Origin of the sequence: Marinobacter sp. SBS5 (genome assembly GCF_048285575.1) — a bacterium.
Lineage (GTDB): Bacteria > Pseudomonadota > Gammaproteobacteria > Pseudomonadales > Oleiphilaceae > Marinobacter.
In genome coordinates, this window is sequence record NZ_JBLWAZ010000003.1 from 85841 (window position 1) to 105826 (window position 19986).

Genomic DNA, 19986 nt, shown 5'->3' on the forward strand with positions numbered 1-19986 from the left:
GTTAGCGAGAGGCGGACGTGGGTTCCACGCCTTCCGGTTCACTGGGTGCTTCTGTATTAGCTGAACTGCTATCTGCCGGCCCCAGAAAGCGGGCAAATTCGTCACCAAAGGTGCGTCGAGACCAGTCCTCAACCACCGCCAGACGATCGATCATGACGGATGACTGCCACCAAGTATCTTGCGCCAGCGGCGTATAACGAGTGAAGGCAATGCCAACAATAACAACCACCACGCCACGGAGTAATCCAAACCCCATACCCAACACTCGGTCGGTAGCGGAAAGCCCGGTTGCCCGAACCAAATGGCCGATAAGATTATTGACGATGGCACCTACGATCAGGGTACCGAAAAACAGAATAGCGAATGCAGCAACCAAACGAACCAGTGGTGTCTCGACGGATGACTCGAGAAGTGCCTGCATCTGCGGGTGAAACGTACGGGCGATGATGAATGCACCAATCCAGGTCACCAATGACAGAGCTTCGCGAACGAACCCCCGCTTCAGACTGATGAGCGTGGAAACAGAAATGAGGGCAATGATGACCCAGTCAATCCAGATCAGCGATTCCATGAACAACCCGGTGGAGAAAACGAAGGGGGAATTCTAACAGGAAACGAGAGCGCACCAAACTCTCGTCTTAAGATAATTCTGTTTCCGGCGGAATTATTTTCCGCCTTGGGTCACCAGACTTTTCAGACCGAACTTTTGATCCAGCTTGGCCTTGGCTTGGTCGGCATCGGCACGACTCACGAAGGGACCACTAAAGACGCGGGTTAGTGTCTTGTCGCCGCTGGAAAATTGCTGTAGATGAGCACCAAAACCCATTTCGATCACGTTGTCGCGCAACCGCCGTGCATTACCTTCGTTTCCAAAGCTGCCTAACTGAACAACCCAAGCGCCTTCCAAGGTACGAGTGAATTCGGCCTTTTCATCGGCGGGCTTCGCCGGCACCTGTTCTGGCTGTGAAGGCCGCACCGTTTCAGTTACTGAGCCAGCCTCAGCTTGCTTAACGGGAGCGCTCTGGACTGACTCAGACTGCGCTGCAACCGTCGCTCTTTGTGGCTTCTCTTCTTCAATAATTCGGAATCCTGGCGCTTGCTCCGAACTCCCAGTGACGGACGATCCATTCCCTGAAGTCACTTCATAACCAATCGCATCACCCGATGGCTCGGCCGGCATATCTACCTCGGGGAATGGAGGCTCTTCCGGGATGGTAATTGACGTGGTTTTTCGTTGCGAATGGGGCTCATCAAAAATCATCGGCACAAAGATGACAGCTAGGGAGATCAGAACCAAAGCACCAATGATCCGTTGTTTTAATCCGTCCACCTGAAAGAACTCCCTATGCCAACCTATTTGAGTTCGATAGTAACTGCGTCAAAAACAGAACTGAAGCCATATCCGGCCAATGAACAAAGTTTAAGACGCATCACCCAGGAGTAAAGCTCTGGCTTCAGCCACTGTAAAGAATGATCCGAAAACCACCACACAGTCTGCCTGCCCTACAGCCTGATCTTTAGCGCGCTCAACGGCCTCAGCGATGGTGGTATAGGAACCGGAGCTCGGAACCTCTCCAACACGAGCCTCAAGCTCGTGAACAGACAAACCTCTGGGCACATCCAGACCAGCAAGACACCAGTGATCGACAACAGGCGTCATGGCCGAAACCACACCCTCAATATCTTTGTCGCCAAGCGCGGCATAGACCGCAACAACCCGCCCGCTGCTTTGCAGCTTCAACTCATGAAGCTTGCCTGCCAACCAACGGGCTGCATGAGGATTATGACCCACATCAGCAATGATCAAGGGATCGCTACTGAGCCGCTCGAAGCGCCCGGGTAGGCTGACCGTATAAGCTGCCTCACCCAAGAGTTCAAGCTCAGCATCTGGAACCAGCTGTGCAGCCATGACAGTAGCTGCAGCCACGCTCTCGATGGGCAGAGGGCCCGCAGGCAACGCTACACGCCCCTCTGCCATCACCAAATCCATGATTGCACGGTCGTCAGCGCGAGGTTCCAGCTGGTAATCACGCCCCGTCAGTCGCAGATCAACTTTCTGCGCCGCTGCCTGCTGTAAAACCGAAGCAGGCGGCACTGGATCGGCACAAACAGCCGGAATCCCCCGCCGCAAAATGCCCGCCTTCTCAAAACCAATCACTTCCCGGTTATCACCAAGAAAACCAATATGATCAATATCGATGGAGGTAATAATCGCAAAATCGGCATCCAGCACATTCACTGCATCAAGCCGGCCACCCAAACCCACTTCCAATACCCAGTCCTGAACCCCGGCCTGCTCAAGAGCCACAAAAGCGGCCAGAGTTCCGAACTCGAAATAGGTCAACGAGACTCTATCCCTTGCGACCTCTACCTTTTCAAAGGCAGAAACCAAGTCAGCATCGGAAACATTGGTTCCGTTAATACGGACGCGCTCGTTGTAATACTGAAGATGGGGCGAAGTGTAGGCACCCGTGGTACGTCCGGCCGCCATTAACTGGCGCTCCAGCGTTGCTACGGTGGAGCCCTTTCCATTGGTACCGGCAACGGTAATGATTCGGGCATTGGGCTTTTTCGGAAACAAGCGGCGCAAAACCACCAGAACTCGATCAAGCCCCATGTCGATTTCTGTGGGATGAATGGCTTCTAACCACTGAAGCCATTCATCAACTGACGCACCCTCACTCGGGGCTTTCAAAGCCATACCGGGATTACTCGACTGATTCATCCGCACCCGGCTTCTCTGAAATTTCAAACTCGATTGGAGCCTCCGTGCCCGGCTTCTCTTGGCCGGTAAACTTGGCCAACACGTGGGCAATTCTTTCGCGCATCTGATGGCGATGCAAAATCATATCAATGGCCCCGTGTTCCAACAGAAACTCACTGCGCTGGAAACCTTCCGGCAACTTCTCCCGAACCGTTTGTTCGATAACACGTGGCCCGGCAAAGCCGATCAACGCATAGGGCTCTGCTATATTGAGATCACCCAACATGGCCAAACTTGCTGATACACCACCAAAGACCGGGTCTGTCATCACCGAAATGTAAGGAATACCCTCTTCCTTCATGCGCTCAAGAACGGCTGCGGTTTTTGCCATCTGCATCAAAGACAAAATGGCTTCCTGCATACGCGCTCCGCCACTCGCCGAAAAGCAAACCAGCGGAATCCGGCGTTCCAGTGCAACGTTTGCGGCCTGAACGAACTTCTCACCCACAACCTGACCCATCGAGCCGCCCAGGAAGTTGAATTCGAAGGCACAGGCAACTAGGGGGACGCCCAAAGCACTGCCGCTCATGGCAACCAAAGCATCCTTTTCGCCTGTCGCTTTCTGAGCTGCCGCCAAACGATCTTTGTAGCGCTTGGTGTCTTTGAACTTCAGACGGTCGTTCGGCTCAAGATCAGCTGCAATTTCTTCACGCCCGTCTTTATCCAGGAAAATTTCCAGGCGACGGCGAGCCGACACACGCAGGTGATGATTGCACTTGGGACATACGTCCAAATTCTTTTCCAGCTCTGGCTTATACAGAAATGCGCCACACTTTGGACACTTTTTCCAGAGCCCTTCCGGGACACCGGTGCGTTGTCTTGATTCCGAGCGAATTTTGCTCGGCATTATCTTGTCCAGCCAGTTACTCATGCTTTCGTCCTGTCCTTTTGTGCCTGGATACCGGTTTATAAAGCTAGGCTATCCAGCGCTTCGCGCATCGGGTACAACAGATCGTACAACGCTTGATTCAAGGCGTCAGTATCTGATTGATTTCGAGCTATTGTATCCACCAGTACGCTCCCGACAATTACACCATCGGATACTTTGCCGATCGCACCTGCGGTCTCTGCATCCCGGATACCAAAGCCTACACCTACAGGAAGTGCGGTTAACTCGTGGATATGAGCCACTTTCTCAGCAACTTCATCAACATTGATGGTCGCCGAGCCGGTCACGCCCTTAATAGAAACATAGTACACATAGCCGGACGAGTGCTTACTAATTGCTTTAATACGCTCATCAGTCGTGGTTGGGGCAAGCAGGAAGATCGGATCCATATTGCGTTCGGCGAACAACGGCGCAACGTCACCGGCTTCTTCAGGGGGCAGATCTACCGTCAATACCCCATCGATTCCAGCTTTAGCCGCTGCGTCTGCAAAGACCTCATAACCCATAGCTTCCACTGGGTTAAGGTACCCCATTAATACAACCGGGGTATCGGCGTCGGTTTTGCGAAACTCTTCAACCATGCCAATCACCTGCCGCAACGACGTGTTGTGCTTCAGAGCTCGCTCACACGCTAGCTGGATAACTGGACCATCGGCCATCGGATCCGAGAACGGAACACCAAGCTCAATAATGTCCGCGCCCGCCTTGACCAGAGTGTGCATCAGGCTGACCGTTTGATCAGGATGAGGATCTCCCGCAGTGATATAGGGGATCAACGCCTTACGTCCCTGCTCTTTCAAGGACTTCAATACACCTTCAATACGACTCATGCCTGCTCCTGATACCTTCAGATCTCGATGCCATCCAACTGGGCGATGGTATGAATGTCTTTGTCGCCGCGGCCCGACACGTTAATAACCAGAACTTTGTCTTTATCCATGGTCGCAGCCAGCTTCAGCGCGTATGCCACCGCATGGGACGACTCTAGTGCCGGCATGATGCCTTCTACCTGCGTCAAGGTGCGGAAACCAGCCAGCGCTTCTTCATCGGTCACTGACACGTAGTTAGCCCGACCAATATCCTTCAACCATGAATGCTCAGGCCCCACTCCCGGGTAATCCAACCCGGCACTGACAGAATGGGTTCCTGAGATCTGACCGTTTTCGTCTTCCATCAGGTAAGTGCGGTTACCATGCAAGACGCCTGGGCGGCCGGCACACAACGGCGCAGCGTGATCCCCGGTCTCAATACCCAAACCTCCAGCCTCAACGCCGTATAGCTCAACCGACTCGTCGGTCAGGAACGGGTAGAACATACCAATGGCATTAGAGCCCCCCCCCACACAAGCAACCAGAGCATCCGGAAGCTTTCCGCATTTTTCCATGGACTGCTCGCGCAACTCGCGACCGATCACAGATTGGAAATCGCGCACCAACAACGGATACGGATGGGGGCCAGCGACGGTACCAATGATGTAGAAGGTGTCGTCAACGTTTGCCACCCAATCCCGCATGGCCTCATTCATGGCATCTTTAAGCGTCTTTGTACCGCTTTCTACCGCGTGAACGGTGGCACCCAACAGTTTCATGCGATAAACGTTCAGAGATTGGCGCTGAACATCTTCCGAGCCCATGAAAATGTGACATTCGAGACCCAAACGAGCACAGACGGTCGCGGTTGCCACGCCATGTTGACCAGCCCCGGTTTCAGCAATAATGCGCTTCTTGCCCAAAAAACTGGCGAGCAGTGCCTGACCAATGGTGTTGTTCACCTTGTGGGCACCGGTATGGTTGAGGTCTTCGCGCTTCAACCAGATTTGCGCGCCACCCGTTTCACGGGTCAGGCGTTCAGCAAAATAAAGCGGGCTTGGCCGGCCTACGTAGTCGGCCAGATCTTTATCAAATTTAGCCTGAAATTCTGCGTCATCCTTCAGCTGGAGGTATTCTTTCTCCAACGTCATTAACGAGTCCATCAGGGTTTCGGAAACAAACCGGCCACCGAAGGCACCAAAGTGACCTCTGGAATCCGGGAGTGCCTTCAACATTTCATCAGTCAGTTTTACGGACACTTTGCACCTCTTTGCAGAAAACAGATAATTTGGTGGCGTCTTTAATACCCTTGCTCAGCTCAACCCCGCCGCTGACATCAACTGCCCAAGGGCGAACCTCTTCGATGGCGCGGGCTACGTTAGCAGATGACAAGCCGCCGGCCAATATCAAGGGGATTGGGCGTTGCTGCGGTATCAGTTGCCAATTAAAAGATTGGCCTGTTCCGCCATAACGATTTGGATCCCAGGCATCAACCAGCAATCCAACCGCTTTGTTATACGTAGAATACGCTTCTGAGATCTGTTCTGAACTACGAACCCTGATCGCTTTTATCCATCGCCGACCGAACGAATCACAGAATTCTGGCGTTTCGTCACCGTGAAACTGCAATAAATCCAGCGGAACGACCTCAAGCACCGACTTCACATAGTCTGAGGTCGGATTAACAAACAACCCCGTCACGGTCACAAACGCCGGAACAGCCGCCGCCAACTCTTTCGCCTGTTCGACGGAAACCGCTCGCGGGCTGCGCTCATAAAAAACAAGACCAACCGAATCCGCGCCGCAAGCCACAGCGGCTTCTACGTCTTCTACTCTGGTTAAGCCACAGATCTTTACACGCGTTGTCATGAGTCTGAAACCGGCTGCTTAGGATGAATATGGGTCGGAACGATCGGCAGGTTATCTTCCCTAGAGAACCACGGGGCCACAAAAGCCGGGCCGCAAAGCGCTTCGGGGATACCAAAGTGATCAGGATACCCTACATCAACCAGATAAAGCCCGTACGGTGGCGCGGTTACACCTGCCAACTTCCTATCCGTTGCGGCCAGAACCTCCCCAACCCACTCCACCGACTGCTCTCCGGAGCCAACCGCCATGAGAGCACCGGCAATGTTTCGAACCATGTGATGCAAGAAAGCATTAGCCTGCACATCGATCACCACATAGTCGCCAGAACGAGTCACTGATATTCGCTCCAAAAAACGAATCGGCGTTCGAGACTGGCAACCCGCGGCACGGAATGATGAGAAATCATGTTCACCGGTAAGTGCCTGAGCGGCTTCGTGCATCTTCTGGGCATCCAGCGGTCGAAAATTCCAACTCACCTGCCCCCGCTGAATACCCGGTCGCACAGGATTGTTGAAAATGACATAGCGATAACGCCGATAGGTTGCCGAGAAACGGGCATGAAAATCTCCCACGCCGTTACCCGCCCAATGCACAGCTATGTCATTGGGTAGCGCGGTATTAATCCCCATCACCCAAGACCGAAGCGTGCGTACGGCCGTGGTGTCAAAATGTACGATCTGAAAACTGGCATGAACGCCAGCATCTGTACGCCCAGCGCACACGAGTTCAACGGGATGATCAGCTACTTTAGAAACTGCTTTCGTTAATTCCGCCTGGACCGACCGAACGCCGCTTTTTTGCTGCTGCCAACCGTGAAATGCCTGGCCATCGTATTCAAAAGCAATCACTACCCGACCGTCACCAATCGCGTTGTTCGTAGTTAAAGGGTTCGGCTGAAGAAACAATGGAGCATCCAGTTTTACGGGTTCAGAAAAACAAAGCGCCGGCACGAAGGCCGGCGCTGTTGCCGTTATACGTTGATTATAACGAATCAGGAGAGATTTTTAAGAAGCTCTTGCGCTTCAGCCTTCTGCTCTTCGTTCCCCTCCAATGCAACTTCTTCGAGGATATCTCTGGCACCGTCGCCGTCCCCCATCTCAACGTAGGCTCGCGCCAAGTCGAGTTTTGTTGCGGCTTCATCTGTACCCGCAAGGAAGTCGAAATCATCGTCGTCGCCAAGGTCAGCATCATCGATGTTCAGTCCCGACAGCCCTTTGTCCTCTTTTTCCTCAATATCCACTTCAGGATCCAGAGAGGGAATGTTTTCTACAGCGTCGTCGACTAAACTTTCGTCTTGCTCCAGCTCATCCAGCGCATCCTCAAGACCCAGCTCTTCGTCTAACGACCTTTCACCTTCGTCCGAGGCGACAGCCTTATCAAGATCAGAGATTTCACCCATCAAGGCCAAGTCTTCATCAGTTACATCTAGCTCTAGATCATCCAAACCAGATTCACTTAAATCCAGAGCATCAACCTCAGTTTCTTCCTCAACTTTATCGAGCTCAGCATCCAGCTCATCAAGGAAAGATTCATCGAGACCTGAATCTTCGTCCGACATATCTTCAAGAGAAACGGCTTCATTTTCTTGATCTACTTTTTCACCTGCCTCGTCGCCGGACAGAGCGCTCAATTCATCCAGCTCGCCATCAAAATCCAAACTTTCGGTCAGATCCAACTCAGGATCGAGAACATCCTCAGAATCTCCCGCACCGAATACAGCCTCGTCTTCGTCGCTTAGCTCGAAATCAAGACTAAACTCATCTTCGCCGAGAACGTCATCAGGCTTGTCGACCTGAGAATCCGCCTCAACATCCATTTCGAACGATGAGAAATCTGATTCTTCTGCAGAGGCGTCCGCGGAATCATCTGACTTATCGAGCGCACCAATACCTGACAGGTCATATTCGATCGGATCATCCGGTGAACCGGCGCCCTTGTTATTACTCTCCAGCTCTTCACCCAGATCAAGCTCGCCAGCATCTTCTTGCAGACCTTGGAATTCGTCTTCAAGCGGCGTTGCAGACACTTCTGGCTCGTTCTCATTGGCATAGGTTTCTGAAGCGAAGCCGGCCAAAGAATCAGAGCGAAGCTCATTTTCGAGATCGTCGATGCTCGGCATTGCTTCAGCTTCTTCCAGCTGCTGCTTGAGAACCACTGCCTGGGCCAGCACCTCTTCATCACCCAAGGCTTCTACTTCACCGAATTGCTTATCAAAAGACTGATAATCCTGCCCATCGGCATAAGTTTCCAGCAGCTTCAGGCGCAGATCTGTTCGGCTAGGTTCACGCGAGATCGCTGTTTCCAAAATCTCAGCAGCCTTATCATGCTGACCATAGGCGACATAGCTATTAGCCTCAGCCAAAGCGTAATCACCCTCTGAGGAGTCCGCCATTTGGTCCTGGCCATCAGCGGCAGTCAGATCAAAACCTTCAGAATCGCTCTCATCTTCAGCGTTCAATTGATCGTAAAACGCTTTTTCACGATTTGCATTGCGACGAGCAACCAACAGAAGGAGCAAAAGAAGCAGAATCAGGCCGCCACCGAGCGCGAGCTGGTACACCGGATTTCCGACCACCGCGTCCATCAACTGACCCAACAAACCTTTTTTGTTCGCTTCAACCGGCTGATTTGAAGCTGATTGCTGAGTTTGGGCATCAGTATCTGAAACGCTCGCTACAGGCTCAGCCATTTCATCTGACTTTGCTGCTCCTGTGGTTTCTTCCGTGCTTTGACCTGCAGACTGTTCGCCTACAACTTCAGCGGCTTCATCTTCGAGCGAGTCGCCCTCTGTTATCGACTCGCCTTCCGTTACTTCAGATTGAGTGTCAGCTTCACTTACATCGGAGCCTTCGCTTTGAGCACCTTCAGCCTGCTGACCCTCCGCAGCCTCAGCGTCGGCAGCAGCCTCACTGCCTACTGCATCAGCGCCATCACCCTGAGCACTGGTTTCTCCGCCAACAGACACGTCCGGAGCTCCAGCTTCCTCGGATGAAGCCTTATCTTCAGCACCTTCCGCCGCTCCGCCCTCAGCGCCGTCAATGTTGCCAGAAGCGAGCGCTGAGTCTTCAGAAACGGCGCCCTGCAAATCAGCTAGCTGAGTACTCTTCAACTCCAAAAGACGCTGCAGCGTTTCAACCTGAGCCTGCATATCTTCCAGTCTGGAGTTCAACTCTTCATTTTCGCGACGCGTTGCTTCAAGCTCTTCCAAGGCCACAGCTGACCCTGCATCGACTCCACCCTCACTTGCACCATCACCACCAGCAGATCCACCCTGCTCTTCTGAACGAGCCTCGGTTTCATCCGCAGCAATAAGACGAAGCTCTGCTCCTGCTTCCACCTCTTGGGGCTTAGCGCTCGGCTTGGCTGCCGTTTGGGAGGATTGAGTCGCGTCTACAGGGCGAGGAGCTTTCAGCTCTTGGTTCTGTCTTGCAACAACACGAGAGGCCTCGGCCTGACTGCGCCGTTCAATTTCCGCAAGACTCGGCGCACGAAGTACCTGGCCGCGCTTGAGGCGGTTTATATTCCCGCCAATAAACGCATCCGGGTTTTTATCTTGAATAGCCAGCATAACTTGCTGCATCGACACCGAATTGTTCGGGCGCATGCGCTGAGCGATCGTCCAAAGCGTGTCAGAAGACCCAGTAGGACCATAGCTCTCGGCACTATAGCTACGAGAAGGGCGCGGACTCTGAGCGGCAGCCTGACGGCGTACAGACTCAGAACTACGTGCCGTTCGCGTAACTGAGCTACGCTGAGGTGCCGATGACGGCGCGGCAACTTGCTCGCGCACTCCGGACTCTTCCGCATATACCGGCGGATCAACAAGTACTGCGTACTCGCGCATGAGTCGGCCGTTAGGCCAAGTCAGTTCAAGCAGGAAATTCAGGTAGGGTTCGCGGAAAGGTTCACGTGATGACACGTTGATCGCGAGGTTACCGTCAGCCTCTGTAACCACTTCAAATTTCAGTTTACTCAGAAACTGATGACGCTCCAAGCCGACTCGTTGGTAAGCAGCTTCAGGAGCCACGTTAACGAAGACATCACCGGGATCGACTCCACGACTTTGTCTCAACGAAATTTCAGCGTCCAACGGCTGATTCAGCCAGGACTGCATCTCAATTTCACCCAGCCCCAGGGCCTGAGCCATACCCGAGCCGAGCCCTCCCGCCAACGCCAGGGCAACCGCAAGCTTGCGTACCTTCATGCTTTTTCCTTTCCAGTCTCCGTTATTCTTTGACTGCTGAATCTCAACAGAATCGGACGAGGTTGGATGACTTTCGTCTTTTTATAGTTTGGGAGTATTGTTGATAAAACCTCTTTTATCAATCAATCAGCCGCAATCCTTGCACCTTTAGTTCACCACTCCCACGGAACTCATTAGTGCTCCTGAAAATAACAGGGGCGGGCACTGAAATCAGCACCCGCCCCGAACCGGCTTGTGAAAAACCGGACACAGTTGGCATTAATGACCAACCTGTAACAATTTTTAACGTTCCTGAAGAATTCTCAGCATCCTGCGAAGCGGCTCTGCCGCCCCCCACAACAGCTGGTCACCAACGGTGAACGCGGAGATGTATTCAGGGCCCATCGCCAGCTTACGAATACGTCCGATTGGCACACTCAATGTGCCGGTCACCTTCGTTGGGGTCAGCTCCTGCATGGTCGCATCACGATCATTCGGGATTACTTTCACCCAATCGTTACCTTTAGCCAGAATACTTTCGATCTCGGAAACCGACAGATCTTTCTTGAGCTTGATGGTCAGAGCCTGACTGTGGGAGCGCATCGCTCCAATGCGAACGCAAATACCATCAATTGGAATCGGATTGCCACTGCGACCAAGAATCTTGTTGGTCTCAACACCGGCCTTCCATTCTTCCTTGCTCATACCGTTATCAAGCTGCTTGTCGATAAACGGAATCAGGCTACCCGCCAGCGGAACACCGAAGTGCTCGGTCGGAAAATCACCTGAACGCATGGTGTCAGTCACCTTACGGTCAATTCCCAAAATGGCAGACGAAGTATCTTCCAGCTCCGCTTTTACGCTGTCATTCAGCGCACCCATCTGGTTCAACAACTCACGCATATTCTGCGCGCCGGAACCGGAAGCGGCCTGATACGTCATGGGGGATACCCACTCGATCAGATCCTGCTCAAGCAGACCGCCCAGGGCCAGCATCATCAAACTTACAGTGCAGTTTCCACCCACGTAATCCTTCACACCCTTCTCGAGCGCTTCATCGATTACGTTGCGGTTAACAGGGTCCAGAACAATAACGGAGTGATCAGCCATCCGCAGCGTTGAGGCTGCGTCAATCCAATAGCCCTGCCAGCCTGCATCACGCAGCTTCTCATACACCGCTGAGGTGTAGTCTCCGCCCTGACAGGTGACAATCACGTCCATGGTTTTCAGGATGTCGATATCAAACGCATCCTGTAGTGCTGGAACACCCTCCTTTCCTACATCCGGAGCAGGTTTACCCGCTTGTGATGTGGTAAAGAATACCGGATCGATGTCAGCAAAATCGTTTTCTTCACGCATGCGCTGCATGAGGACAGACCCCACCATGCCACGCCAACCTACAAGTCCAACTCGCTTCATGTGCGACCTTTGAACCTCACATTATGCCCGCCCACTGCCGTTATCGCTGGCAGGGACAGGATGGATGATCCCGCAGCGGCTGCATCCCGCCGCCGTCGGGCCTCGGTTTTTGAACCTTAATATTAAAGCGCGTTTAGAACAGCTTCGCCCATTTCACGGGTCGAAACTTTCTTGCCGCCTTCAGACATAATATCGGCGGTACGCAAACCTTGGTCCAACACCTTGCTGACCGCGGCTTCAATGGCTGCTGCAGCTTCGTCTTCATTCAGACTGTACCGCAACATCATTGCTGCACTGATAATCGTGGCCAGCGGATTAGCAATGCCCTGCCCGGCGATGTCCGGAGCCGAACCATGGCAAGGCTCGTACATACCTTGCTTCTCAGAGTTCAACGAAGCGGACGGCAACATACCGATTGAGCCGGTAAGCATTGCTGCTTCGTCAGAAAGAATATCACCAAACATGTTACCAGTCACAATCACGTCGAACTGCTTAGGCGCTTTAACCAACTGCATAGCGGCGTTATCAACGTACATATGAGACAGCTCGACATCCGGATATTCGCTCTTGAGCTCCTCCATGATTTCGCGCCATAGCACCGTCACTTCCAGCACATTGGCTTTATCGACGGAGCACAATTTCTTGCCGCGCTGTTGAGCGGCTTCAAAAGCGACACGGCCGATACGACGAATCTCGGACTCAGTGTACTGGTAGGTGTTGTAACCCTGACGCTCGCCACTCTCCAGCTGGCGAACACCGCGCGGCTGACCGAAATAGATACCGCCCGTCAGTTCCCGCACGATCAGGATGTCCAAACCGGAAACCACTTCCGGCTTGAGCGAAGACGCAGAAGCCAGTTGCGGGTAAAGAATCGCCGGGCGCAAGTTGGCAAACAGCTCCAAGTTGGAGCGCAAACCCAGCAGCCCTTTTTCTGGGCGGCTCGCCATGGGCAGACTATCCCACTTCGGGCCACCGACGGCGCCGAGCAAGATGGCTTCGGCTTTGCGGGCCTTATCCAGCGTTTCGGCCGGAAGCGGAGTATCTTCTGCATCGATAGCCGCGCCGCCCACAAGAGCCGTATCGAATGACAGTCCTAAGGAGAACTTCTCATTCACCTTATGCAGGATCTTCTCGGCTTCCGCCACAATTTCCGGGCCAATGCCGTCACCCGGCAACAACAAAACACTACGGGACATATCAGAATCCTTTTAATTAGTTTCCAGCGTTAAACAACCAGGGAGCCGTTTGGCGACGCGCATCTTCATAGGCTTGGATTGCATCGGCATCTTCTAGCGTGACACCGATATCATCCAGGCCGTTCAGCAAACAATGACGACGGAAATTGTCGACATCAAAACTGAAGGATTCCCCCTCAGGCGTCGTGACCGTTTGCGCTTCGAGATCTACCGTCAACTGATAACCTTCGCTGGCTGCAACACTCTCGAACATTTTATCCACAACTTCTTCTTCAAGAACAATGGGTAACAAACCATTCTTAAAGCAATTGTTGTAAAAAATGTCAGCAAAGCTCGGCGCGATAATGACCCGGAAACCGAAATCATCCAATGCCCAAGGAGCGTGCTCACGGCTAGAACCACAACCGAAGTTGGTGCGCGCCAACAGCACGCTGGCATTCTTGTAACGCTCCTGATTGAGCACGAAATCGGGGTTCAACGGGCGGCCCGCGCAATCCTGATCTGGCTTACCTTCGTCCAGATAACGCAGCTCATCAAACAAGTTCGGACCAAAACCTGTGCGTTTGATGGACTTCAAAAACTGCTTTGGAATGATCATGTCCGTATCCACATTGGAACGGTCCATGGGGGCAACAATGCCCTGATGTTGCGTAAATGCTCGCATGGTGTCTCTCCTGTGGATCAGTTCATCAACTCACGGACATCAACAAAATGGCCAGTTACCGCAGCAGCGGCCGCCATCGCCGGACTCACCAAATGGGTGCGCCCGCCAAAGCCCTGACGACCCTCGAAGTTACGGTTTGAAGTGGAAGCACAATGCTCGCCCTGCCCCAACTTGTCGGCGTTCATCGCCAAGCACATGGAACAGCCGGGATCGCGCCACTCGAGACCTGCTTCGATAAAGATCTTGTCCAGACCTTCTTTTTCCGCCTGTTCTTTCACCAAACCGGAACCGGGAACCACCATCGCCTGTTTCAGACCAGCAGCAACCTTGCGCCCTTTGACCACAGCCGCCGCTTCACGCAGATCTTCAATACGGCTGTTGGTGCAAGAACCGATAAACACACGATCCAACTTGATGTCGGTAATTTTCTGATTCGGCTCTAACCCCATGTATTTCAAAGCACGAACAATGCCTTCGCGTTTGATGGGATCTTCTTCTTTGGCAGGATCAGGCACATTGGCACCTACATCAGCCACCATCTCTGGTGATGTGCCCCAGCTCACCTGCGGCTGGATCTTACTGCCATCAATCTCAACAACCTTGTCGAACACAGCATCGTCGTCACTGTGCAGCGTACGCCAGTACTCAACGGCCTTGTCCCAGGTTTCACCCTCAGGCGCGAAAGGACGACCTTTCACATAGTCGATCGTAGTGTCGTCTACCGCCACCATACCTACGCGTGCACCGCCTTCAATGGCCATATTACAAATGGTCATCCGGCCTTCCATGCTCAACCCACGAATCGCTTCGCCACCGAACTCGATCGCGTAACCCGTGCCGCCGGCCGTGCCGATCTTACCAATGATCGCCAACACCACGTCTTTACCGGTCACACCTGCACCCAGCTTACCGGTCACCTTAACCAGCATGTTCTTCATTTTCTTCTGCACCAGACACTGAGTGGCCAGTACGTGCTCAACCTCAGAGGTACCGATACCGTGCGCCAAGCAACCAAAAGCACCGTGAGTAGACGTATGGGAGTCACCACAAACAATGCTCATGCCCGGCAAAGTCGCGCCCTGCTCAGGCCCGATGACGTGAACAATACCTTGGCGAATATCCTTGATCTTGAACTCGAGGATACCGAACTCATCACAGTTCTTGCCCAGCGTTTCGACCTGGGTACGGGACACAGGATCGACAATGCCATCGATACCTTTGTCACGGTCTGTGGTCGGTACGTTGTGATCCGGCGTTGCGAGGTTGGCGTCAATTCGCCACGGCTTACGGTTAGCCAACCGAAGTCCTTCAAACGCCTGCGGAGATGTGACTTCGTGCAGCAACTGGCGATCGATATAGATCAATGCTGAACCGTCATCGCGCTGTTTGACCAAATGGTCATCCCACAACTTGTCGTATAAGGTCTTGCCCGCCATGGTTCTCTCTCACTCTCTGGGGGTTTCTGTTTCATTCTTAAGTGCAGCTATCATACTACCCTGCCTCCAATAACCCCAATTCATGTTTTTCATTCATTGCATTCCAATTAGTAATCGCTGATAGTTTTGTTCGGACCGGTCGCCGTTAATCTTTGGGTGCAAGTCACTATCGATAGCGCCCCAATTCCTGTCAGGGAATTCGCTTTCGGAGACAAATTCAATCAATCAACGGCATATACAGCTGCACAACTAGCGACTTTAGTACCCCCTCCCAAAAATTTCGTAGGCCATGGATGGCCGAAGAGAAGCGCACATGGATGTGCTCGTAGCGGTTTTTGGGAGGGGTACTGAAGTCGCGACACACCCCAAAGGTGCAGTTCTAGACAGGTGAGACCTAAAAAATGGACGCAAACTCCCTAAAAGCATTCCTAACTATCGTCGATCAAGGCTCCTTTTCCGAAGCCGCCGAAACGCTGCACCTTACTCAGCCAGCGGTCAGCAAACGCCTAGCAACCCTAGAGCACCAACTAGGAACCAAACTGATCGAACGAGGCCACCGGGAAATTCGCCTAACCGACGCAGGCGCCCGGTTGCTCCCCCATGCCAGACAAATACTGGACGACATACACAACGCCAAAGCCGCGCTTACCTCCGATGACGGCACCATCACCGGCGAACTTAACATCATCGCCAGCCATCACATCGGCCTGCATCACCTCCCAAACTGGCTTCGCCGCTTCGCCCGGGAATACCCCAACGTATCCGTAAACCTACAATTTATGGAATCCGACGCAGCCTACAGCCAAATGGTAAAACGTAACGCAGAGCTGGCTTTTGTAACACTCAGTGACAGTATGGAAAGCCAGTTCATGGTTTATCAACAATGGCCCGACCCTATGGTCTTTGTAACCGGCATCGATCATGAGCTGACCGAACAAAAAACGACTACACTTAAGAATCTAGCAAAGTATCCAGCCTTACTGCCCGACACGGCAACAGCCACCTATCGCGCTGTGAGCCGATTATTTTTAGAGGCCAACCTACCCCTCAAACAGCAAATACCCACCAATTATCTTGAGACCATCAAAATGATGACCAGCGTTGGCCTAGGTTGGAGCGTACTGCCCTTGAGCATGATGGATAGCAGCTTGCATCCATTGCACACAGGCTTCTCAGTAAGCCGAGTACTCGGCGCCATCGGGCTATCAGGACGTCAACTGAGCTTGGCAGCCAAAGCTATGTTGGATATTGTTCGGGAAGAAGAAGCAAACAGTTAATTAAAATAATGATTACAGGAGTTTTCATGGGCTTTGACGATTATCTTAAAATTCTGGCCAAACACGACGGTTCTGACCTCTACTTGAGCACCGGCGCACCGCCCTGCGCAAAATTCCACGGCGTGTTAAAGCCCATAGATCGCACACCTCTCGCCCCTGGCGCTATTAAAGAGATTGCTTGGTCCATCATGGACGAAGAGCAGCGCGCCGAGTTCGACCAGGAGCTGGAGATGAACCTGGCCTATTCCATTCGCAATGTGGGCCGTTTCCGCGTCAACATATTCCGACAGCGCAACGAAATCTCCATCGTCGCCCGAAACATCGTCACAGACATCCCCAACGCTGACGACCTCGGCCTACCGCCGATTCTAAAAGATGTAGTCATGGCCAAGCGTGGCTTGGTGCTATTTGTCGGTGGCACAGGCTCTGGCAAATCCACATCACTGGCCGCACTGATTGATCATCGCAATACAAACTCTGCTGGCCACATCATCACCATTGAGGATCCGGTTGAATACATACACCGGCACAAAAAAAGCATTGTAAACCAGCGTGAAGTTGGCGTTGATACCCGCAGTTTCCAAAAGGCGCTAAAGAACACTCTACGCCAGGCCCCCGACGTTATCCTTATAGGAGAGATCCGTGATCGCGAAACCATGGAGCACGCGCTCGCCTTCGCTGAAACCGGCCACCTTTGCATCTCTACCCTGCACGCAAACAACGCCAATCAAGCGCTGGACAGGATTATCAATTTCTTCCCGGAAGAACGCCGCCCACAACTGCTGATGGACCTAGCGATGAACCTCCGGGCGTTCGTGTCGCAAAGGCTTATCCCGACCGTTGATAAGAAACGCTGTGCAGCTATCGAAATCCTTCTAGGCACCCCCACCATCAGCGATCTCATTCTGCGTGGCGAGTTTGAGAACATTAAGGCCGCCATGGAAAAATCCGCCAATCTGGGCATGCAAACCTTTGACTTGGCGCTACTCAATCTTTGGAAGGATGGAAAAATTACGGAAGAAGAGGCTTTGAAAAACGCAGACTCGGCAAACAACCTGCGGCTGAAAATCAAGCTTCATGGCCAGGACGGCTCAATCACGAACGGCGAAGGGCCTAAACCCTCAACACCGACCGGAAGCGGCTTATCTTTGATGATGGAAGATGACGACGAAGAAAACCCGGAGCCATAGAATTACCCGTTTGGCGGCGGGCGTAGCCCCCGCCAAGTCACCACAATCGCAACCACCATAGCGGCAGAGCCGCCCCAAAAAGCCGCAGAGGTACTGTAGCCATCCACCAGAAAGCCTGACAACCAAGCACCTAAAGCGCCACCTGCACCAAAAGTTAGACCGCTATACAGCGCCTGCCCCTGACCGTGATGATGCCTCCCGAAATAGCCTTGAATGTACTGTACCGAAACGGCATGCAGAACACCGTACGAAACTGCGTGAAGCAATTGAGCAAAAACAAGCACCGGCACCACTGATGTGAACTCGGCAATAAGCGCCCAACGAATCATGGTCAGAACCAGTGCGCCAAGAACAACCTGTCGCACCGACAATATTCTTAGTAGCCGATGCATGACCATAAACAGGACGATTTCCGCAATCACACCGAGCGACCACAACAAACCAATCGAAAGTTTGCCGTACCCATGCTGCTCTAGGTGGATACTGAAAAAGGTGTAATAAGCTCCGTGTGACACCTGAAGCAAGAAGTTCATCAGAAAGAACGTCAATACCGCCGGGTGAGTCACAATCGCCTTGAGACTGCCTTTCGGGGCCTCCCCCTTCCGCTCACCGCGCTCCGACGGCACTAAAAATGCCGACACCGCGATGCCTGCAAAAACCGGCAACAGCAACCAAGGCAGGTACTGGATGGGCAACCATTCCAACAAAGCACCCACCAAAGCCACCGCCCCGATAAAACCCACCGAGCCCCATACACGAACCTTGCCGTACTTGTCTTTGTGAACTCCTAACACTCTTAGCGTAATGACTTCGTAGAGCGGAAGGATGGCATTCCAAAAGAAGGTGAACACCAGCATCACCAAAAGCAGGCCGTAAAAACCGGGATCAAGAAATACGCCGCCGAAGAACAGAGAGCCGGTGATCGCTCCAAACCGAACCAGACGCACTCGCTGGCCAGTTCGATCTCCAAGCCAGCCCCAAAGACTGGGAGCCACTATCTTGGTTAACTGGATGGTCGCCATGAGTGTGGCGATTTGCAGATAAGTAAAGCCCTGCCCCTCCAGATAGAGGGACCAATAAGGCAAAAGCCCTCCAAGGAGGGCAAAGAACCAGAAATAGAGGTTAGACAGCCGCCAGTAGATGGTGTCGCCTCCTTTTGATCAGAGCTGACCGAGAACCGGGGTGGAGACTTCAACATCGCCATTTTGAGCGCGATGACGCAGATAGTGATCCAACAAAACAATCGCCATCATGGCTTCCGCAATGGGCGTAGCCCGAATACCAACACAAGGATCGTGACGCCCGGTTGTAATCACCTCAACAGGGTTGCCATGCACGTCGATACTCCGCCCAGGCAAGCGCAAACTGGACGTCGGCTTCAACGCAATACTGGCAACAATCGGCTGCCCCGACGAAATGCCCCCGAGCACACCGCCAGCTTCATTAGACAGGAAGCCCTCCGGTGTCATCTCATCCCGGTGCTCAGTGCCTTTCTGCTCAATGCACCCAAAACCCGCACCAATTTCAACACCTTTGACCGCATTGATGCTCATCAGCGCATGAGCCAGATCTGCGTCCAAGCGATCAAAAATAGGCTCACCCAGCCCCGGAGGTACGCCTTCGGCGACCACGTTGATGCGCGCACCGATGGAGTCGCCCTCTTTTCGCAAGGCATCCATGTAGGCTTCCATTTCCGGCACCTTGTCAGCATCCGGGCAGAAGAACGGGTTCTGATGGACCTGCTCCCAATCCAGCTTGTCGGCCTTGATCGGGCCAAGTTGGGACAAATAACCGCGAATACGAATACCTAGGCGTTGTTCCAGAAATTTGCGAGCAACGGCGCCAGCTGCCACACGCATAGCTGTTTCGCGGGCAGAGGAACGGCCACCACCGCGGTAGTCTCGGTTACCGTACTTATGGTGATAGGTGTAATCAGCGTGTGCCGGGCGGAACTGCTCTGAAATTTTGGAGTAATCCTTGGAGCGCTGATCGGTATTCTCAATGATCAAGCCAATCGGTGTGCCGGTGGTTTTCCCCTCGAACACACCGGACAGAATGCGAACCTCATCAGCTTCGCGGCGCTGTGTAGTATGTCGGGAGGTGCCCGGTTTGCGGCGATCAAGGTCGGCCTGCATATCCGCTTCTGATAACTCAAGGCCTGGAGGGCAACCATCAATAATGCAGCCCAAAGCGGCACCGTGGCTTTCACCAAAGGTGGTGACCGTAAACAGCTTTCCGAAAGTATTTCCCGACATATTTCAGCACTTTATGTAAGTTTTATAAAAACGGC

The 19986-nt window shown here is 53.0% G+C and carries 17 protein-coding genes; 2 read left to right on the plus strand and 15 right to left on the minus strand.

Going from position 1 to position 19986, the window contains the following annotated elements:
- Position 1: 1 nt before the first annotated feature.
- The 13 genes from ACNQ6O_RS07510 to leuC form a co-directional block, all read right to left on the minus strand.
- Positions 2-571 (minus strand): CvpA family protein, encoded by a 570-nt coding sequence (locus tag ACNQ6O_RS07510; RefSeq protein ID WP_418052624.1) that lies wholly within the window; start codon positions 569-571, stop codon positions 2-4.
- 93 nt (positions 572-664) lie between these two features.
- A complete protein-coding gene (locus ACNQ6O_RS07515) occupies positions 665-1330 on the minus strand; it encodes an SPOR domain-containing protein (RefSeq protein WP_418052625.1) in 666 nt (221 codons plus the stop codon).
- A gap of 90 nt (positions 1331-1420) precedes the next feature.
- On the minus strand, positions 1421-2725 hold the full coding sequence (gene folC, locus ACNQ6O_RS07520) for a bifunctional tetrahydrofolate synthase/dihydrofolate synthase (protein ID WP_418053359.1): 1305 nt from the start codon (positions 2723-2725) through the stop codon (positions 1421-1423).
- Positions 2709-3635: an acetyl-CoA carboxylase, carboxyltransferase subunit beta gene (accD, locus tag ACNQ6O_RS07525; protein WP_199007023.1), complete on the minus strand. Its 927-nt coding sequence runs from the start codon at positions 3633-3635 to the stop codon at positions 2709-2711. The genes folC and accD overlap by 17 nt, the downstream gene beginning before the upstream one ends.
- Positions 3636-3670: 35 nt before the next feature.
- The gene (gene trpA / locus ACNQ6O_RS07530) at positions 3671-4483 is read right to left on the minus strand and encodes a tryptophan synthase subunit alpha (RefSeq protein ID WP_418052626.1); all 813 of its coding nucleotides are present in this window, start codon (positions 4481-4483) and stop codon (positions 3671-3673) included.
- Between the two features lie 17 nt (positions 4484-4500).
- On the minus strand, positions 4501-5709 hold the full coding sequence (trpB, locus tag ACNQ6O_RS07535) for a tryptophan synthase subunit beta (RefSeq protein WP_418053360.1): 1209 nt from the start codon (positions 5707-5709) through the stop codon (positions 4501-4503).
- Complete coding sequence (locus tag ACNQ6O_RS07540; protein ID WP_418052627.1) at positions 5702-6331, minus strand: phosphoribosylanthranilate isomerase; 630 nt, start codon at positions 6329-6331, stop codon at positions 5702-5704. Before ACNQ6O_RS07540 ends, trpB begins: the two co-directional genes overlap by 8 nt.
- Positions 6328-7236, minus strand: a complete 909-nt coding sequence (gene truA, locus ACNQ6O_RS07545) for a tRNA pseudouridine(38-40) synthase TruA (RefSeq protein ID WP_418052628.1) — start codon at positions 7234-7236, stop codon at positions 6328-6330. The genes ACNQ6O_RS07540 and truA overlap by 4 nt, the downstream gene beginning before the upstream one ends.
- Before the next feature lie 86 nt (positions 7237-7322).
- On the minus strand, positions 7323-10535 hold the full coding sequence (locus ACNQ6O_RS07550) for a FimV/HubP family polar landmark protein (RefSeq protein WP_418052629.1): 3213 nt from the start codon (positions 10533-10535) through the stop codon (positions 7323-7325).
- Between the two features lie 282 nt (positions 10536-10817).
- Positions 10818-11933, minus strand: a complete 1116-nt coding sequence (asd, locus tag ACNQ6O_RS07555) for an aspartate-semialdehyde dehydrogenase (RefSeq protein ID WP_418052630.1) — start codon at positions 11931-11933, stop codon at positions 10818-10820.
- Positions 11934-12055: 122 nt separating this feature from the next.
- Positions 12056-13129 (minus strand): 3-isopropylmalate dehydrogenase, encoded by a 1074-nt coding sequence (gene leuB / locus ACNQ6O_RS07560; RefSeq protein WP_418052631.1) that lies wholly within the window; start codon positions 13127-13129, stop codon positions 12056-12058.
- Positions 13130-13145: 16 nt separating this feature from the next.
- Entirely contained in the window at positions 13146-13793 is a 648-nt protein-coding gene (gene leuD / locus ACNQ6O_RS07565) for a 3-isopropylmalate dehydratase small subunit (RefSeq protein ID WP_418052632.1), read from the minus strand.
- A 17-nt stretch (positions 13794-13810) separates the two neighbouring features.
- Entirely contained in the window at positions 13811-15229 is a 1419-nt protein-coding gene (gene leuC / locus ACNQ6O_RS07570) for a 3-isopropylmalate dehydratase large subunit (RefSeq protein WP_418052633.1), read from the minus strand.
- Between the two features lie 401 nt (positions 15230-15630).
- On the opposite strand from leuC, the gene ACNQ6O_RS07575 reads away from it, so the two are divergent.
- On the plus strand, positions 15631-16506 hold the full coding sequence (locus ACNQ6O_RS07575; RefSeq protein WP_418052634.1) for a LysR family transcriptional regulator: 876 nt from the start codon (positions 15631-15633) through the stop codon (positions 16504-16506).
- A 26-nt stretch (positions 16507-16532) separates the two neighbouring features.
- A complete protein-coding gene (locus ACNQ6O_RS07580) occupies positions 16533-17696 on the plus strand; it encodes a PilT/PilU family type 4a pilus ATPase (RefSeq protein ID WP_418052635.1) in 1164 nt (387 codons plus the stop codon).
- 2 nt (positions 17697-17698) lie between these two features.
- On the opposite strand, the gene ACNQ6O_RS07585 is transcribed toward ACNQ6O_RS07580, so the two are convergent.
- Both ACNQ6O_RS07585 and aroC read right to left on the minus strand, forming a co-directional pair.
- Positions 17699-18838 (minus strand): MFS transporter, encoded by a 1140-nt coding sequence (locus ACNQ6O_RS07585; RefSeq protein WP_418053361.1) that lies wholly within the window; start codon positions 18836-18838, stop codon positions 17699-17701.
- Positions 18839-18856: 18 nt separating this feature from the next.
- The gene (gene aroC, locus ACNQ6O_RS07590; protein WP_418052636.1) at positions 18857-19951 is read right to left on the minus strand and encodes a chorismate synthase; all 1095 of its coding nucleotides are present in this window, start codon (positions 19949-19951) and stop codon (positions 18857-18859) included.
- Positions 19952-19986: the final 35 nt, after the last annotated feature.

Bases quoted from the DNA above. Each gene is read 5' to 3' on its own strand.
- ACNQ6O_RS07510 (WP_418052624.1), bottom strand. From the start codon at position 571: ATGGAATCGCTGATCTGGATTGACTGGGTCATCATTGCCCTCATTTCT.
- ACNQ6O_RS07580 (WP_418052635.1), top strand. From the start codon at position 16,533: ATGGGCTTTGACGATTATCTTAAAATTCTGGCCAAACACGACGGTTCT.
- accD (WP_199007023.1), bottom strand. From the start codon at position 3,635: ATGAGTAACTGGCTGGACAAGATAATGCCGAGCAAAATTCGCTCGGAA.
- trpA (WP_418052626.1), bottom strand. From the start codon at position 4,483: ATGAGTCGTATTGAAGGTGTATTGAAGTCCTTGAAAGAGCAGGGACGT.
- ACNQ6O_RS07550 (WP_418052629.1), bottom strand. From the start codon at position 10,535: ATGAAGGTACGCAAGCTTGCGGTTGCCCTGGCGTTGGCGGGAGGGCTC.
- leuB (WP_418052631.1), bottom strand. From the start codon at position 13,129: ATGTCCCGTAGTGTTTTGTTGTTGCCGGGTGACGGCATTGGCCCGGAA.
- asd (WP_418052630.1), bottom strand. From the start codon at position 11,933: ATGAAGCGAGTTGGACTTGTAGGTTGGCGTGGCATGGTGGGGTCTGTC.
- folC (WP_418053359.1), bottom strand. From the start codon at position 2,725: ATGAATCAGTCGAGTAATCCCGGTATGGCTTTGAAAGCCCCGAGTGAG.
- aroC (WP_418052636.1), bottom strand. From the start codon at position 19,951: ATGTCGGGAAATACTTTCGGAAAGCTGTTTACGGTCACCACCTTTGGT.
- ACNQ6O_RS07540 (WP_418052627.1), bottom strand. From the start codon at position 6,331: ATGACAACGCGTGTAAAGATCTGTGGCTTAACCAGAGTAGAAGACGTA.
- leuD (WP_418052632.1), bottom strand. From the start codon at position 13,793: ATGCGAGCATTTACGCAACATCAGGGCATTGTTGCCCCCATGGACCGT.
- leuC (WP_418052633.1), bottom strand. From the start codon at position 15,229: ATGGCGGGCAAGACCTTATACGACAAGTTGTGGGATGACCATTTGGTC.
- ACNQ6O_RS07575 (WP_418052634.1), top strand. From the start codon at position 15,631: ATGGACGCAAACTCCCTAAAAGCATTCCTAACTATCGTCGATCAAGGC.